This is a genomic window from Streptomyces flavotricini, from assembly GCF_020639365.1.
Lineage (GTDB): Bacteria > Actinomycetota > Actinomycetes > Streptomycetales > Streptomycetaceae > Streptomyces > Streptomyces flavotricini.
This window is the reverse complement of record NZ_JAINUL010000001.1, coordinates 7,104,211-7,119,354: the sequence shown is the minus strand read 5'-3', so window position 1 is coordinate 7,119,354 and position 15,144 is coordinate 7,104,211. Positions and strand designations below refer to the sequence as shown.

The following is a 15,144-nucleotide window of genomic DNA, read 5'->3' as shown; positions in this document are numbered from 1 at the left end:
GAACGACGAGGGGCCGGCCCGGGAATGATTCTCCCGGACCGGCCCCTCCGTCATGGCGTCACGTCATGCGAATGTGTCAGTTGTCGTACTCGTCCAGCGGCGGGCAGGAGCAGACCAGGTTGCGGTCGCCGAAGGCACCGTCGATGCGGCGCACCGGCGGCCAGTACTTCTCCGCCGCCGTGACCCCACCGGGGAACACGGCCTCGTCGCGGCTGTACGGGTGGTTCCACTCGCCGCCCAGCGCCGCCGCGGTGTGCGGAGAGTTGGCGAGCGGGTTGTCGTCCGCCGGCCACTCGCCGCCCGCGACCCGGTCGATCTCGCCGCGGATGGCGATCATCGCGTCGCAGAAACGGTCGATCTCGACGAGGTCCTCGGACTCCGTCGGCTCGATCATCAGCGTGCCGGCCACCGGGAAGGACATGGTCGGCGCGTGGAAGCCGTAGTCGATCAGGCGCTTGGCGATGTCGTCCACGCTGACGCCCGTCGCCTTCGACAGCGGGCGCAGGTCGATGATGCACTCGTGCGCGACCAGGTTGCCCGGGCCGGTGTAGAGCACCGGGTAGTGCGGCTCCAGGCGCTTGGCGATGTAGTTCGCGCCGAGCACCGCCACCTGGGTGGCGCGCTTGAGGCCCTCGCCGCCCATGAGTCGGACGTAGGACCAGGAGATCGGCAGGATGCCGGCCGAGCCCCACGGCGCCGCCGAGATCGGCCCGACACCCGTCTCCGGGCCCGCGGTCGGCTGGAGCGGGTGGTTCGGCAGGTACGGGGCCAGGTGCGCCCGGACACCGACCGGGCCGACGCCCGGGCCGCCGCCGCCGTGCGGGATGCAGAAGGTCTTGTGCAGGTTCAGGTGCGAGACGTCGCCGCCGAAGTGACCCGGCTTGGCCAGGCCGACGAGGGCGTTGAGGTTGGCGCCGTCCACGTAGACCTGCCCGCCGGCCTCGTGCACCTGGGCGCAGATGTCGGCGACGTGCTCCTCGAACACACCGTGCGTCGACGGGTACGTGATCATCAGCACGGCGAGCTCGTCGCGGTACTGCTCGATCTTGGCGCGCAGGTCGGCCGCGTCCACCTCGCCGTCGTCGGCGGTCTTGACGACGACGACCTTCATGCCGGCCATCACGGCGCTGGCGGCGTTGGTGCCGTGCGCGGAGGACGGGATGAGGCAGACGGTGCGCTGCTCGTCGCCGTTGGCCCGGTGGTAGGCGCGGACGGCCAGCAGGCCGGCGAGCTCACCCTGGGAGCCGGCGTTCGGCTGGATGGAGACCTTGTCGTAGCCGGTGACCTCGCAGAGACGTTCCTCCAGCTCCGTGATGAGCGTGAGGTACCCCTCGGCCTGCTCGACCGGGGCGAACGGGTGCAGCTGACCGAATTCGGGCCAGGTGACCGGCTCCATCTCGGTGGTCGCGTTGAGCTTCATGGTGCAGGAGCCCAGCGGGATCATGCCGCGGTCCAGCGCGTAGTCCTTGTCCGACAGCTTGCGCAGGTAGCGCAGCATCGCGGTCTCGCTGCGGTGCTGGTGGAAGACCGGGTGCGCCAGGTAGTCGTCCGAGCGCAGCAGGCCCTCGGGCAGCGCGTCGGCGGTGGTCTCGTCCAGCGCCTCCAGGTCCGCGCTCACGCCGAAGGCGGCCCAGACGGCCTCGACGTCGGCGCGCAGCGTGGTCTCGTCGCAGGAGACGGAGACGTGGTCGGCGTCGACCTGGAACAGGTTGACCCCGCCCTCGCGGGCGGCGGCGGCGACCTCGGCGGCCTTCCCGGGAACCCGGGCGGTGATGGTGTCGAAGTACGAGCCGTGCACGACCTCGACCCCGCCGGCCTTCAGACCGGCCGCGAGGAGGGCCGCGTAACGGTGGGTGCGGCGGGCGATCGTCCGCAGGCCGTCGGGGCCGTGGTAGACGGCGTACATGCCGGCCATGACGGCGAGCAGCACCTGCGCGGTGCAGATGTTGCTGGTGGCCTTCTCGCGGCGGATGTGCTGCTCGCGGGTCTGCAGCGCCAGGCGGTACGCCTTGTTGCCGTCCGCGTCCACGGAGACGCCGACGAGGCGGCCCGGCAGCGAGCGGGCGTGCTTGTCCTGGACGGCCATGTAGCCGGCGTGCGGGCCGCCGAAGCCCATCGGGACGCCGAAGCGCTGGGTGGTGCCGACGGCGATGTCCGCGCCGAGCGCGCCCGGGGAAGTCAGCAGGGTCAGCGCGAGCAGGTCGGCGGAGACGGCGACGATCGCGCCGAGGCCGTGCGCCTGGTCGATGACCGGCTTGATGTCCCGTACCGCGCCGGAGGCGCCCGGGTACTGCAGGAGCACACCGTAGACACCCCGCTCGGCGACCTCGGCCGGGATGCCCTCGGAGAGGTCGGCGACGACGATCTCGATGCCGATCGGCTCGGCGCGGGTCTCGATCACGGCGATGGTCTGCGGCAGCGCGTCGGCGTCGACGAGGAAGATGTTGCCCTTGGACCTGCCGACGCGGCGGGCCAGCGTCATGGCCTCGGCGGCCGCGGTGCCCTCGTCGAGCAGGGAGGCGCCGGAGGTCGGCAGGCCGGTGAGGTCCGCGACGACGGTCTGGAAGTTCAGGAGCGCCTCCAGGCGGCCCTGCGAGATCTCGGGCTGGTACGGCGTGTACGCCGTGTACCAGGCCGGGTTCTCCATGACGTTGCGAAGGATCACCGGCGGGGTGAAGGTCCCGTAGTAGCCGAGACCGATCATCGGGGTCAGGACCTGGTTGCGGTCGGCGAGCGAGCGCAGCTCGGCCAGCACCTCCGCCTCGGTCCGCGCCTCGGGCAGGTCCAGCGCCTCGGCGGTCTTGATCACATCCGGTACCGCGGCGGCGGTCAGTTCGTCCAGCGAGCCGTAGCCCACGTGGGCGAGCATCTTCGCCTGCGCCTCGGCATCCGGGCCGATGTGGCGCTGCTCGAAGGGGATGCCTCGCTCCAGCTGGGAGAGCGGAATGCGGTTGGCGGTCATGTACGGAGGCCTCCTGGGTCGTACGACCTGCGAGGGGCACCACGGCGCGGGCACCCGGACGGCCTCCCCCTCTGTCATCTCAACCTGAGAGCTTCACCGGAGTCGCGGGGGTTGCCCGCGGATTCCGGCTTTCACCGTCGGTGAGGAGGGGAACCGGCACTGCGCGCCCGGTACCCGCCCCTGCTTTCCAGAGTGGCCTCGTCACGTGCGGTACGTATGCCTGAGAGATTCCGGGGAGGATTTGCTCCTTCGGCGCCTCCGTCGTACTCACTCGGAGGACTCTCCCGCACAGGGTCAACAGCCATCACCCAGCCTACCAGCGAGGTTCCGGCACCTGCCTCGAGTGGCCTGCACTCCGGAAATGCCCTTCTGTAGTCATTACGGAGGAGTTGCGACCATATGGAGGGACCGTGCAGACCGACATCGATCCGCGCAGCCTGATCGGCCGCAAGGCGTTCGACCGCAACGGAACCAAGATCGGCACCGTCGACGAGGTCTATCTCGACGATGCCACGGGCGCGCCCGAATGGGCCGCCGTCCGGACGGGCCTGTTCAGCCGGGACGCCTTCGTCCCGCTGGAGCCGAGCGAGGTCGTCGACGACACCCTGCGGGTCCCCTTCGAGCGCTCCCTCATCAAGGACGCCCCGGACTTCGGCGTGGGCCGCCACCTCTCCCCCGAACAGGAGCTGCAGCTCTACCACCACTACGGACTGGACGTCTCCCTCCCGTCGGACATCCAGCGGGACTTCGGCCACCTGGCGAACGGGGACGACACCCCCTAGGTGTATTGACCCGCAGGGTTGTTGACTCGGCTGATCGGCGGGTGTCCGTCCAGTGCGGTGTGGCAGCGGTGGTGGTTGTAGGTGTGGAGGAAGTCTGTCAGGGCTTCGGTCCGCTCATGGTTCGAGGTGTAGGGCCGCAGATAGGCCCACTCGTCCAGGAGGGTGCGGTTGAAGCGTTCGACTTTGCCGTTGGTCTGGGGCCGGTAGGCGCGGGTGAGTTTGCCGCTGGCGCCGAGCTCGGTCAGGACGGCCTTCCAGGCCAGGCCCTTGCGGTAGGCCCAGGCGTTGTCGGTGAGGACCCGTTCGATGCGGGCGATGCCGTGGGCCTGGAAGAACGCGGCCGCGCGGGTCAGGAAGTCCGCGCAGGTCGCGGCCTTCTCGTCCGCGTGGATCTCGCTGTAGGCGAGGCGGGAGTGGTCGTCGACGGCAGAGTGGATGTAGTCGAAGCCCATGCCGCGGATGGGACGGCCCGCTTCGCGGCCCAGGACGCGGTGGCCGCCGCCGTCCGGGATCCGGCCGAGCTTCTTCACGTCCACGTGGATGAGTTCCCCGGGGCGGTCGCGTTCGTAGCGGCGGATCACAGTCCCGGTGGGACGGTCGAGCCAGGACAGCCGGCTGAGACCGTGCCGGGTCAGAATGCGGTGGACGGTCGAGGCGGGCAGTCCCAGGACCGGGCCGATGCGGGCGGGGCCCAGTTTGCGGGCCCGACGCAGGTCACACACTCTCGCCTCGACGTCGGCCGGGGTCCGGTGCGGTGTCGTGCGAGGCCGGCTGGACCGGTCGTGCAGCCCGGCCGGACCTTCGGCCCGCCACCGGCGGATCCACTTGTGGGCAGTGGCCCGCGATATGCCCATCTCGGCGGCCACGTGGGCGACAGGGCGGCCCGATGCGACCCGTTCGACCAGCAGGCGCCTACCGAAGACGGTCAGCCGGGCATTACGGTGGGACACGAAGACCTCCGTCGTGCAATGGGTTCCTAGACAGCTCCCACCACACCGGAGGTCTTCGTCATGTTCAAGACCTGCCGAGTGTCAACAACGCTCGTGATCAATACACCTAGGGGGTATCCGCAGCGTCCTGCCCGACAAGGGGCAGCGGATCGGAGGGCTCCAGCTCGGGGTCCTCCACCCGGAAGGTGCGCACCCGGCCCGGCGCCGATCCGGGCTGCTCGAACCGCACGGTCACCCTCCCTACCCCGCTGCCCTGCACCCACCCGGGCCCGTACACGGCGTGCAGTACGTCACTCCCGGCCGCCCAGCGCCGCTCCGGGGCCGGCCCGGGCTCCCCGGTCGACCCCGCGGGCTCCGCGGCCTCTGCAGGCCCTCCAGGCACTGCCGGCCCTGCGGCCACTCCCGGCCCGGTGGGCTCGGGGGCACCATGGGGCTCGGCGGCCGCGCCCTCCGCAGCGGCCCCCGCGGCCGCCTCCGCCTCCGCGGCCATCGACTGGGCGAACAGGTCCTCCTGCGTGTAGTCGGCCAGACCCGTCACGCCCACGCCCAGCAGCCGGACCCCGCCCGTGGTGTCCACACCCTCCAGCAGCCGCGCCGCGGCCTCCCGCACCACCGCCGGGTCGTCGGTGGGCCCCCGCAGCGTCTCCGAGCGGGTCAGGGTCGAGAAGTCGTAGCGCCGCACCTTCAGCACGATCGTGCGCCCCGAGTGCCCCGAGCCCCGCAGCCGCTGCACGCACCGGTCGGCGAGCCGCTGCACCTCGGTCCGGATCCGCACCCGGTCGTGCAGGTCCACGTCGAAGGTGTCCTCCACCGAGACGGACTTCGCGTCGCGCTCGGCGACCACCGGCCGGTCGTCCAGCCCCAGCGCCATCCGGTACAGCCCGACCCCGTGCGAGCGCCCGACCATCCGGACCAGCTCGTCCTCGCCGGCCTCGGCCAGCTCCCCGACCGTGGTGATCCCGGCGCGCCGCAGGTGCTCCCCCGTGACGGGCCCCACCCCGGGCAGGGTCCGCACCGACATCGGGGCGAGCAGTTCCCGCTCGGTCCCCGGCTCGATCAGCAGCAGCCCGGCCGGCTTGGCCTCCTCGGACGCCACCTTGGCCAGCATCTTGGACCCCGCGAGCCCCACGGAGCCGCTGAGCCCCGTCGCGGCACGGATGTCCGCCCGAAGCCGCTCCCCCGTCTCCCGGGCGCTCTTCGAGTCGAAGGCGGTCCCGCCCGCCTCCAGGTCCACGAAGGCCTCGTCCAGGCTGAGGGGCTCCACCAGCGGGGAGAGCTCCCGAAGCAGCCCCATGACCACCTCGCTGACCGCCTGGTACAGCCGGAAGCGCGGGATGAGGTACGCGCCGTTCGGGCAGAGCCGGCGCGCCTGGGCCATCGGCATCGCGGAGTGCACCCCGAAGCGCCGCGCCTCGTACGAGGCGGTGGCGACCACCCCGCGCGGTCCGAGCCCGCCGACGATCACGGCCTTCCCGCGCAGGCTCGGCTTCGACGCCTGCTCCACGGAGGCGTAGAAGGCGTCCATGTCCAGGTGCAGGATGGTCGGCGCGGCTCTCACAGCCCCGATGCTGCCTCATGACACTGACATTCGGCCGGGGCCGGGCCCGGCGCCCTCGGACCGCGCCGGGAAGGGGCTCAGCCGGCCCGGTTGCGCCGTGCGGCCAGCTCGTCCGTCGGGTTGTGGCCGACGACCGTCTCGCCGCTGTCGACCCGCTCGCCGTGCAGCTGTGACAGCGCGTTCTCCACGTCGCGCCAGACCACGCCGACCGCGATGCCGAAGATGCCCTGCCCACCCTGGAGCAGGCTCACGACCTGGTCCGGCGAGGTGCACTCGTACACGGTGGCGCCGTCGCTCATCAGCGTCATGCGCTCGAGGTCCGAGAATCCGCGGTCGCGCAGGTGCTGGACGGCGGTCCGGATGTTCTGCAGCGCCACCCCGGTGTCCAGGAAGCGCTTGACGATCTTGAGGACGACGACGTCCCGGAAGCTGTAGAGCCGCTGCGTCCCGGAGCCGTACGCGGGGCGCACCGTGGGCTCCACCAGCCCGGTCCGCGCCCAGTAGTCGAGCTGGCGGTACGTGATGCCCGCCGCGGCGCACGCGGTCGGTCCCCGGTAGCCGACCTGCTCGGGTGCCGTGTCCGCGCCCACCGGTGCGACCGGTGGGCCGTCCGGCTGACGGCGCGCGGAACCCGCCGCGCTGCCGTGGAGCGGGTACGGCCCACCATCACTCCGCACGGGGATGCCCCCGGTCGTACCGTCGCCCGTGACTCTCACGCCGACCCTCCGTCCTTGACCTGCCCCCTCGAAGGTAGGCAGTCACCAGGGGTGCGTCAACGATCGCCACACTCGGCACGCCGAGTGATAATCACCCTGAGAGTGGTTTCCCGTGTCCTGTGCCGGGGAAAGGCTAACCGAATGGGCTGATACTCCCCGTGGACACGCGGCGCGGCCGCGGCTCACTGCGGGCCGGTACCGAAGTCCTCCGGGGAGATCTGGTCGAGGAACTCGCGGAACTTCTCCACCTCGTCCTCCTGCTCGTCCGGAATGGCGATTCCGGCGTCGTCCAGCACGCCGTCGCTCCCGTAGATCGGCGTTCCGGTACGCAGCGCGAGCGCTATGGCGTCGGAAGGCCTGGCACTCACCTCGACCCCGCTGGCGAAGACGAGCTCCGCGTAGAAGACGCCCTCCCGCAGATCCGTGATCCGGACCTCGGTGAGCTCCTCGCCGATCGCCTCCAGCACGTCCTTGAACAGGTCGTGCGTCAGCGGCCGGGCCGGGGCCATGCCCTGCTGTGCGAAGGCAATGGCGGTCGCCTCCCCTGGTCCGATCCAGATGGGGAGGTACCGGTCGCCTCCCACTTCACGCAGGAGCACGATCGGTTGGTTGGAGGGCATTTCCACCCGGACACCCACAACGTCGAGCTCGTTCACACAGCAACCCTAGGACCTGCCCGGCAGGTTTGGGTAGTCGGGCCCCCCTCGGGGATGCCCGAGGTCAGTGCAGACGGACCCCGAGCGCGGTCTGCACCAAGGCCTCGTGGAGCCGTACCGACAGCCCCGCGAGCTCCTTCAAGGTCGCTTCGGCGTGCGCCCTCGTCTGCGGGTTGCGGTGCCGCCGAAGCGGTGCCACGACCTGCTCCACCAGACCCGCCTCGCGGTCCGCGGCGGCCTTCATGGCGCGCAGGTGCCGCGGCTCCAGCCCGAACCGGCCCAGATCCGCCACCAGCCGGGCCACGGTGACCGTCTCGGCGTCGAACCCGCCGCCCGGGGCCTCGCCGATCAGCCCGTACGACTCCCACTCGGCGAGCTGCGCCTCCTCCACCTCGGCCGCGGCGAGCAGCTCGGCCCGCCCGACCCGGGCCGCGGCGGCCCGCTCCCGGCCCACTTCGCCGTAGACGGCGCATGGGCTCGCGGGATCGACGGAGTCCCCGTGCGCCGTGGGAGCGGGGATACGGATCTGTTCACCGCGGGCGAGCGCGTCCAGCTGTTCGCGGATGACCTTCAACGGCAGGTAGTGGTCCCTCTGCAGCCGCAGGATCCGGGCCAGCCGCTCGACGTCCTCGGTGCTGAACTTGCGGTATCCGGAAGGCGTGCGCCGGGGCTCGACGAGCCCCTCCGCCTCCAGGAAGCGGATCTTCGAGATCGTGACTTCGGGGAACTCGTCGCGCAGCAGCGTGAGCACCGTGCCGATGCTCACCAGCCGCCCGGCCGAGCCGCTGCCGGCGGTGCCGCTCATTGGGGCACCGCCGGTGGGGATACGCAGCATGGGACCTTCCCTCTGGGGGTTTCCCCCGGACGGAGTCCGGAGGAGGTCAGATGCCCCGCAGGCTCGCGTAGAAGACCAGCCGGTACTTGCCGATCTGCACCTCGTCGCCGTTGTGCAGGGCGACCGAGTCGATCGGCTCACGGTTCACGTACGTGCCGTTGAGGCTGCCCACGTCGGCGACGGTGAATCCGCCGTCCTGGCTCCTGCGGAACTCGACATGCCGCCGGGAGACCGTGACGTCGTCCAGGAAGATGTCGCTCTGCGGGTGCCGGCCCGCCGTGGTCAGCTCACCGTCCAAGAGGAAGCGGCTGCCGGAGTTGGGGCCGCGCCGCACGATGAGCAGAGCGGAACCCGGAGGCAGAGCTTCCACCGCGGCCTGGGCCTCGGGGGACAGCGAGGACGACACGTGCTGTTGTCCCGACACCTCGGCCTCGTAGGCCTCGAGGCCCGAGATCGAGATGGTGGACGTGGTCTCCGAGGCACGCTCCGGCGTCAGGCCCGCCCGCAGCGGCGCGCCGCAGTTGGAGCAGAACCGGCTGGCCGCATCGCTGCGGTGTCCGCACCTGCTGCAAACCTGCTCGGCCGACATGGACGGCTCCTCGCGCCGCGGCTGCCCCGCGGAGGCATTGGTGGCATACGGGTCGGGGGCAAACCCTCCACCCGAACTTGAGGTTGATGGTTCACCAAAACCTATGCGTCCGGAACCGGCAGGGTCAACAGACGACGCGCCCGGCGCGCCCGAAACATCCCCCGCGCCGGCGACCTCGTCACGGAAGAGCGGCCGGTCCCCCTGCCCTTCCCCTTCTCCCTGTCCCGCACGATGCTTGGGCGCACCGCTTTCCTCGCGGTTCTTCTTGCCGAACAACTTCTCAAACAACTTCACGGGCGATTCCCCTTGAACGAAACAGACCCGCCCGTGGGGCAGGACGAACTCCGAATGCACACACCTGCCGACCCGGACATTCTCACAACGTCCGTAACCACCAGACAGTTTCCACCACGCGGCACGACTTCAGTGCGCCGACCCCCCGCAGGCATCAGCCCGCGTGAGCCCGTCCGCACTCCGTCCCGCGTCACGACGATGACGACCGAGCGTAGTCAGGCTGCTTCGCAGCCCGCAAGGCATCCACAACGATCTTCGCCGACCGTGTGACGGCGACGGTGGCCTGTTCCTTCTCCAGCGTCTGCACGACACCGCCGGGAATGTTCAGGGCGGGCTCCAGATCCTGCGGCTTCCCGATCACCTTGAACTCATAAGGCTGTGTGATCTTCTTACCGTCGATGCCGATCCCGCCGCCCTCGTCCGAGAAGAACGAGCTCGCCACGATGCGCACCCCGTTGACCTGGATCGCCTCGGCCCCGGCCGCCCGCAGCTCCTGAAGGGTGTCCAGCAGCTGGTCCGACTGCACCTGCCCCTTCGGATCGGTGATCTTCAGCGTGATGCCCGGCCCCTGCGCCGCCACCGTACCGGCCAGGATCCCGAGTTGCCGTTCCTTCTCGATCGTCTGCCGACGGGCCTCCTCGGCCTGGTTCGAGCTGCTCTCCAGCTCCTTGCGCTGGTCCTCCAGCCGCTGCTTCTCGTCCTCCAGGCGCTTGGTCCGCCCGTCGAGCTCGTCGAGGATCCGTACGAGGTCCTCCTGACGGGCCCCGCGCAGCGCGCTGGAGTCGCTGTTCGAGCGCACCTGGATGGCCAGGCCCAGTCCGAGGACGAACAGGAGCAGCGCGACGATCAGTTGGGCCCGGCTCACGCGCGGCGGCCACACCGACTCCACCAGCCGCCGCCGACCGCTCTGCGCGGGCTCGGCGGGCTTCGCGGCTTCGGCGGGCTTCGCGGGCTCGAAGGGCTTCGCGGCCTGGGCTGCCCGGCCCGCCTCGGCTCCTTCGCCTGCCGCCACCGGCCCGGCGGGCTTCGCCGGCTCGTCCTGCGGCGGCAGCTCCGAGCCCATCGGCTCCTCGGGCGGGTTGTCGTTCGTACTCATCGGCCTCACGCCCGGAACACGTGCCGGCGGATGGCCGCGGCGTTGGAGAAGATGCGGATGCCGAGGACCACGACCACACCGGTGGACAGCTGCGAGCCGACGCCCAGCTTGTCACCGAGGAAGACGATCAGCGCCGCGACCACGACGTTCGACAGGAACGACACCACGAAGACCTTGTCGACGAAGATGCCGTCCAGCATCGCGCGCAGGCCCCCGAACACCGCGTCCAGCGCCGCCACCACGGCGATCGGCAGATAAGGCTCGACGACGGCCGGCACTTCGGGCCGGACCAGAAGCCCGACCACCACTCCGGCCACCAGGCCCAGTACCGCGATCACGATGCACCCTTCTTCGGCTCTTCTGCTGTAGCTGTAGCTGTACGTACGGTCAGGCTCGACGCGGCCGGCAGCCGCAGCCCGTCCGCCGGGGACAAGGTGGCGCGGATCCCGTAGTTCTCCTGCAGGGCATGCAGGTACTGGCCGTCCGCGGAGTCCTGGAACGAGGTCCCGAGCCGCTTCTTGTCCCCCACCGCCAGCACTTCGTACGGCGGCACCAGCGGCCTGTTGTCGACCAGTATCGCGTCACCCGCGGCCCGGATCGCCGACAATGCCGTCAACCGCTGCCCGTTGATCGAGATGGCTTCGGCGCCGGACTGCCAGAGCCCGTTGACGATCTTCTGCATGTCCCGGTCCCGCAGCCGGCCGGTGTCCGAGAACCCGGCGTTCTCGCGCGGCTTGCCGCCACCGCCGGAAGAGGAACCCTTGGCGTCGTCCACGACCAGCTTCAGTCCGGGTCCCTGGACCTCCGTCGCACCGGACAGCAGCGCCACGAGCTGCCCCTGGTCCCCGCCGTGCTGCTTGAGCGCCTCGCGCTGGCGGCTCGCGACGTTCTCCCGCAGCCGCTCGATGTCCCGCTCCAGACCGTCGGCGTGCTCGTCGGCCCGCTGCACCCGGTCGATCAGTTCCTGCCGCTCCTTGGCCAGCACCGGTGCGGCTATCCGCGCCTGGGCAGCACCCAGCGTGACGACCATGGCCGCGAGCACGAGCCCGGCGGCGAGCGCCAGCTTGGCCTTCAGGGTGCGCGGCAGACCCGCGGTGCCCTCTGCCTCGCGCCGGGCCGACGCTTCCGCATAGCCCTCGTCGAGACTGTGGTCCATCACGTGCGTCAGCAGCGACATGGACGCGTCCGGGCGCGCGGGAGGCGCCGGCGCCGAACTCCGGTTGTGGGGCGGCTGCGACATGCCGCTCATCGTCGCATGTCGGCGCCACCCGCACCGAATGCGCCCGTCCGGTGGACGGGGAGCGACGTCCGCCGCACCCCGCCCACCGGACGAGACCGTTCCATCAGCTGCGGGCGCTCAGTGCCCGGCGCCGTCCACCACGCCCGCCCACTCGTCCAGCAGCGCCTGCGCGGACGCGTCGTCGGGACCCTCGGCCCACAGGTGCGTGACCGCCTCCGCCGGGTCCGGCAGGACCAGCGCCCACCGCCCGTCGGCCTCGACCACCCGCACACCGTCGGTGGTGTCCACCTGCCGGTCCCCGGCCGCCTCCACGACCCGCCGCATGACGAGCCCCTTCACCGCCCACGGAGTCGGCACGTCCCGCTTGAGTACATGGGCTCGCGGTATGCGCGCATCGATCTGGCTCAGCGTGAGCTGTGTCCGCGCCACCAGTCCGATCAGCTGGACGAACGCCGCAGACCCGTCGAAGACGCTGCTGAACTCCGGAACGATGTAGCCGCCCCGGCCGTCCCCGCCGAAGATCGTGTTCTCGGCCCGGCCCACGCGCGTCAGATCGTCGGGCGAGGTCGTCGTCCACTCCACCTGCGTCCCGTGGTACGCCGCCACCTGCTCGGCGATCCGGGTCGTGGTCACCGGCAGCGCCACCTTGCCGCTGCGCTTCTCCGCGGCCACCAGGTCGAGGAGTACGAGCAGCGCCCGGTCGTCCTCGATGATCCGGCCGCGCTCGTCCACGAGGGAGATCCGCTCGCCCACCGGGTCGAACCGGACCCCGAAGGCGGCCCGCGCCGAGGCGACGATCTCCCCGAGCCGCACCAGCCCGGCCCGCCGGGACTCGGCGGTCTCCGTCGGCCGGGACTCGTCGAGCCCCGGGTTGATCGTCAGCGCGTCCACCTCCAGCCGGCCCAGCAGGCTGGGCAGGACCAGTCCGGCACTGCCGTTGGAGGCGTCCACGACCACCTTGAGCCCGGAATCGGCGACGCCGGTCGTGTCCACCCGCCGCAGCAGGGAACCCGTGTAGGCATCGAAGACGCTGCCCGGGAACTGCAGGTCGCCAATCTCGCCCGGGAACGCCCGCCGGTACTCCTGCCGCGCGTACACGCGGTCCAGCTTGCGCTGCTGCTGCAGCGAGAGGTCCGCTCCCCGCTCGTCCAGGAACATGATGTCGACCGAGTCCGGCACTCCGGGCGAGGTCCGCACCACGATCCCGCCCGCGGTACCCCGCGCGGTCTGCTGCCGCGCCACCGGCAGCGGTACGTTCTCCAGGTCGCGTACGTTGATCGCGCTGCACTGCAGCGCCGAGATCACCGCCCGCTTGAGCGCTCTCGCGCCGCGGGAGTGGTCACGGGCCGTGGTGACCGTGGCGCCCTTCTTCAGGGTCGTCGCGTACGCGCCGGCGAGCCGGACCACCAGCTCGGGGGTGATCTCCACGTTCAGGATGCCGGTGACGCCGCGGGCGCCGAACAGATGCGCCTGACCGCGTGACTCCCAGATCACCGACGTGTTGACGAAGGCGCCGGCCTCGATCGTCTTGAAGGGGTAGACCCGCACGTTCCCCTGAATGATCGATTCCTCACCGACCAGACACTCGTCACCGATGACGGCCCCGTCCTCGATCCGGGCGGCCCGCATGATGTCGGTGTTCTTGCCGATGACGCAGCCGCGCAGATTGCTGTGGGGCCCGATGTAGACGTTGTCGTGGATGACGGCCTTGTGCAGGAAGGCCCCGCTCTTCACGACGACGTTCGACCCGACGACGGTGTGCTCGCGGATCTCCACGCCGGCCTCGACCTTGGCGTAGTCCCCGATGTACAGCGGCCCGCGCAGCACGGCGTCGGGGCTCACCTCGGCGCCTTCGGCGATCCACACGCCGGGCGAGATCTCGAAGCCGTCCATCTCGACCTGGACCTTGCCCTCGAGTACGTCGGCCTGCGCCTTGACGTAGCTCTCGTGCGTGCCGACGTCCTCCCAGTAGCCCTCGGCCACATAGCCGTAGATCGGCCGGCCTTCCTTCATCAGCTGCGGGAAGACATCGCCGGACCAGTCGACCGGAACATCCGGGTCCACGTAATTGAAGACCTCGGGCTCCATCACGTAGATACCGGTGTTGACGGTGTCCGAGAACACCTGTCCCCACGTCGGCTTTTCGAGGAAGCGCTCGACCTTGCCTTCCTCGTCCACGATGGTGATGCCGAATTCCAGTGGGTTCGGCACCCGGGTCAGGCACACCGTGACGAGTGCGCCCTTCTGCTTGTGGAAGCGAATGAGATCGGTGAGGTCGAAGTCGGTGAGCGCATCGCCGGAAATGACGAGGAAAGCATCGTCCTTCAGCGCCTCCTCGGCGTTCTTCACACTGCCGGCAGTGCCGAGTGGCTTCTCCTCGTTGGCATAGGTGAGCTCCATTCCGAGCTCCTCGCCGTCACCGAAGTAGTTCTTGACGAGTGACGCCAAGAACTGGACGGTAACAACGGTCTCGCTGAGCCCATGCCGCTTGAGCAGCCTGAGCACGTGCTCCATGATCGGCCGGTTGGCCACCGGCAGGAGCGGCTTGGGCATGCTCGAGGTCATGGGGCGAAGACGAGTGCCTTCGCCACCGGCCATCACGACGGCCTTCATGTCGGAAGAGTCCTCCTTGAGAGACGACGTTCTCGCCGACCTCACCCGTCCCGGACGGTGACTCCGCAACTCCTCCGCGTCAGCCGCACGCCGAGTGAGCTCAATCGGCCGTGGCGTCCGCCTTCACAAGCCGGCGGACTTGCACCACGTAAAGGATTCCTGCCCACCAATAGAGGGTTGTACCCCATCCGGCGAACGCCCATCCGAAAACTGACCCCATCCAGGCCAACCAACCCGTACCGTCACTGAGCAACAGCAGGGGGAAGGCGTACATCAGGTTGAAGGTCGCGGCCTTGCCGAGGAAGTTGACCTGCGGCGGCGGATAGCCGTGACGGCGCAGGATCCAGACCATGACCAGCAGCATCAGCTCACGGGCCACCAGGGCCCCGGTGAGCCACAGCGGCAGAATGTCTCGATAGGTCAGGCCGAAGAGCGTGGAGAGGATGTACAGCCTGTCCGCGGCGGGATCCAGCAACCGGCCGAGGTTGCTGATCTGATTCCAGCGGCGCGCCAGCTTCCCGTCGAGGTAGTCACTGACCCCGCTGAGCATGAGCACGGCAAGTGCCCAGCCGTCGTGCTTCTCCAGAATCAGCCAGAGGAACAGGGGCACGCCGGCGAGGCGAGCCATGCTCAGGATGTTCGGAATGGTGAAAATTCGGTCCGTCTGAACCCGAGTCTCCTGGACCTCCACCCGGGGGCCTCCACTGTTGAACGTACGAACGATGCCTCATGACCCTACAGGACCCTGCAGGGCCCAGAACGCAGAAAAGCCCCGCACCATAAGGTGCGGGGCTTTCCCACAATGATTGTTCGGCGGCGTCCTACTCTCCCACAGGGTCCCCCCTGCAGTACC

At 70.0% G+C, this 15,144-nt stretch carries 13 protein-coding genes and 1 riboswitch; of the genes, 1 reads left to right on the top strand and 12 read right to left on the bottom strand.

Going from position 1 to position 15,144, the window contains the following annotated elements; genetic code table 11:
• Positions 1-76 precede the first annotated feature (76 nt).
• The gene (gene gcvP / locus K7B10_RS32525) at positions 77-2,962 is read right to left on the bottom strand and encodes an aminomethyl-transferring glycine dehydrogenase (RefSeq protein WP_229342068.1); all 2,886 of its coding nucleotides are present in this window, start codon (positions 2,960-2,962) and stop codon (positions 77-79) included.
• Positions 2,963-3,160: 198 nt separating this feature from the next.
• Positions 3,161-3,259: riboswitch (glycine riboswitch) on the bottom strand.
• Positions 3,260-3,372: 113 nt separating this feature from the next.
• Here gcvP and K7B10_RS32520 point away from each other — a divergent pair.
• The gene (locus tag K7B10_RS32520) at positions 3,373-3,744 is read left to right on the top strand and encodes a PRC-barrel domain-containing protein (RefSeq protein ID WP_229342058.1); all 372 of its coding nucleotides are present in this window, start codon (positions 3,373-3,375) and stop codon (positions 3,742-3,744) included.
• Here K7B10_RS32520 and K7B10_RS32515 read toward each other — a convergent pair.
• From K7B10_RS32515 to clsA, 11 genes are all read right to left on the bottom strand, one after another.
• Positions 3,741-4,694: an IS481 family transposase gene (locus tag K7B10_RS32515; RefSeq protein ID WP_229342056.1), complete on the bottom strand. Its 954-nt coding sequence runs from the start codon at positions 4,692-4,694 to the stop codon at positions 3,741-3,743. The two genes, K7B10_RS32520 and K7B10_RS32515, sit on opposite strands and share 4 nt — an antisense overlap.
• A gap of 106 nt (positions 4,695-4,800) precedes the next feature.
• Positions 4,801-6,252: a DNA polymerase IV gene (locus K7B10_RS32510; protein ID WP_229342053.1), complete on the bottom strand. Its 1,452-nt coding sequence runs from the start codon at positions 6,250-6,252 to the stop codon at positions 4,801-4,803.
• Positions 6,253-6,329: 77 nt separating this feature from the next.
• Complete coding sequence (locus tag K7B10_RS32505) at positions 6,330-6,968, bottom strand: MerR family transcriptional regulator (protein ID WP_229342051.1); 639 nt, start codon at positions 6,966-6,968, stop codon at positions 6,330-6,332.
• A gap of 182 nt (positions 6,969-7,150) precedes the next feature.
• Positions 7,151-7,624, bottom strand: coding sequence for a bifunctional nuclease family protein (locus K7B10_RS32500; RefSeq protein ID WP_030009777.1), 474 nt, complete (start codon positions 7,622-7,624; stop codon positions 7,151-7,153).
• 64 nt (positions 7,625-7,688) lie between these two features.
• Positions 7,689-8,459: a transcriptional regulator FtsR gene (ftsR, locus tag K7B10_RS32495; protein WP_229342037.1), complete on the bottom strand. Its 771-nt coding sequence runs from the start codon at positions 8,457-8,459 to the stop codon at positions 7,689-7,691.
• A 46-nt stretch (positions 8,460-8,505) separates the two neighbouring features.
• On the bottom strand, positions 8,506-9,402 hold the full coding sequence (locus tag K7B10_RS32490) for an FHA domain-containing protein (RefSeq protein ID WP_229342034.1): 897 nt from the start codon (positions 9,400-9,402) through the stop codon (positions 8,506-8,508).
• A 130-nt stretch (positions 9,403-9,532) separates the two neighbouring features.
• Entirely contained in the window at positions 9,533-10,438 is a 906-nt protein-coding gene (locus K7B10_RS32485) for a DUF881 domain-containing protein (RefSeq protein ID WP_229342017.1), read from the bottom strand.
• Between the two features lie 5 nt (positions 10,439-10,443).
• Positions 10,444-10,776: a small basic family protein gene (locus K7B10_RS32480; RefSeq protein WP_030158423.1), complete on the bottom strand. Its 333-nt coding sequence runs from the start codon at positions 10,774-10,776 to the stop codon at positions 10,444-10,446.
• The gene (locus K7B10_RS32475; RefSeq protein ID WP_229342015.1) at positions 10,773-11,687 is read right to left on the bottom strand and encodes a DUF881 domain-containing protein; all 915 of its coding nucleotides are present in this window, start codon (positions 11,685-11,687) and stop codon (positions 10,773-10,775) included. Before K7B10_RS32475 ends, K7B10_RS32480 begins: the two co-directional genes overlap by 4 nt.
• A 108-nt stretch (positions 11,688-11,795) precedes the next feature.
• Positions 11,796-14,291, bottom strand: a complete 2,496-nt coding sequence (locus tag K7B10_RS32470; RefSeq protein WP_229342012.1) for a mannose-1-phosphate guanyltransferase — start codon at positions 14,289-14,291, stop codon at positions 11,796-11,798.
• A 100-nt stretch (positions 14,292-14,391) separates the two neighbouring features.
• Positions 14,392-14,982 carry a cardiolipin synthase ClsA gene (gene clsA, locus K7B10_RS32465; RefSeq protein ID WP_099893875.1) on the bottom strand — a complete coding sequence of 197 codons (591 nt, stop codon included), beginning with the start codon at positions 14,980-14,982 and terminating at the stop codon, positions 14,392-14,394.
• Between the last annotated feature and the right edge of the window lie 162 nt (positions 14,983-15,144).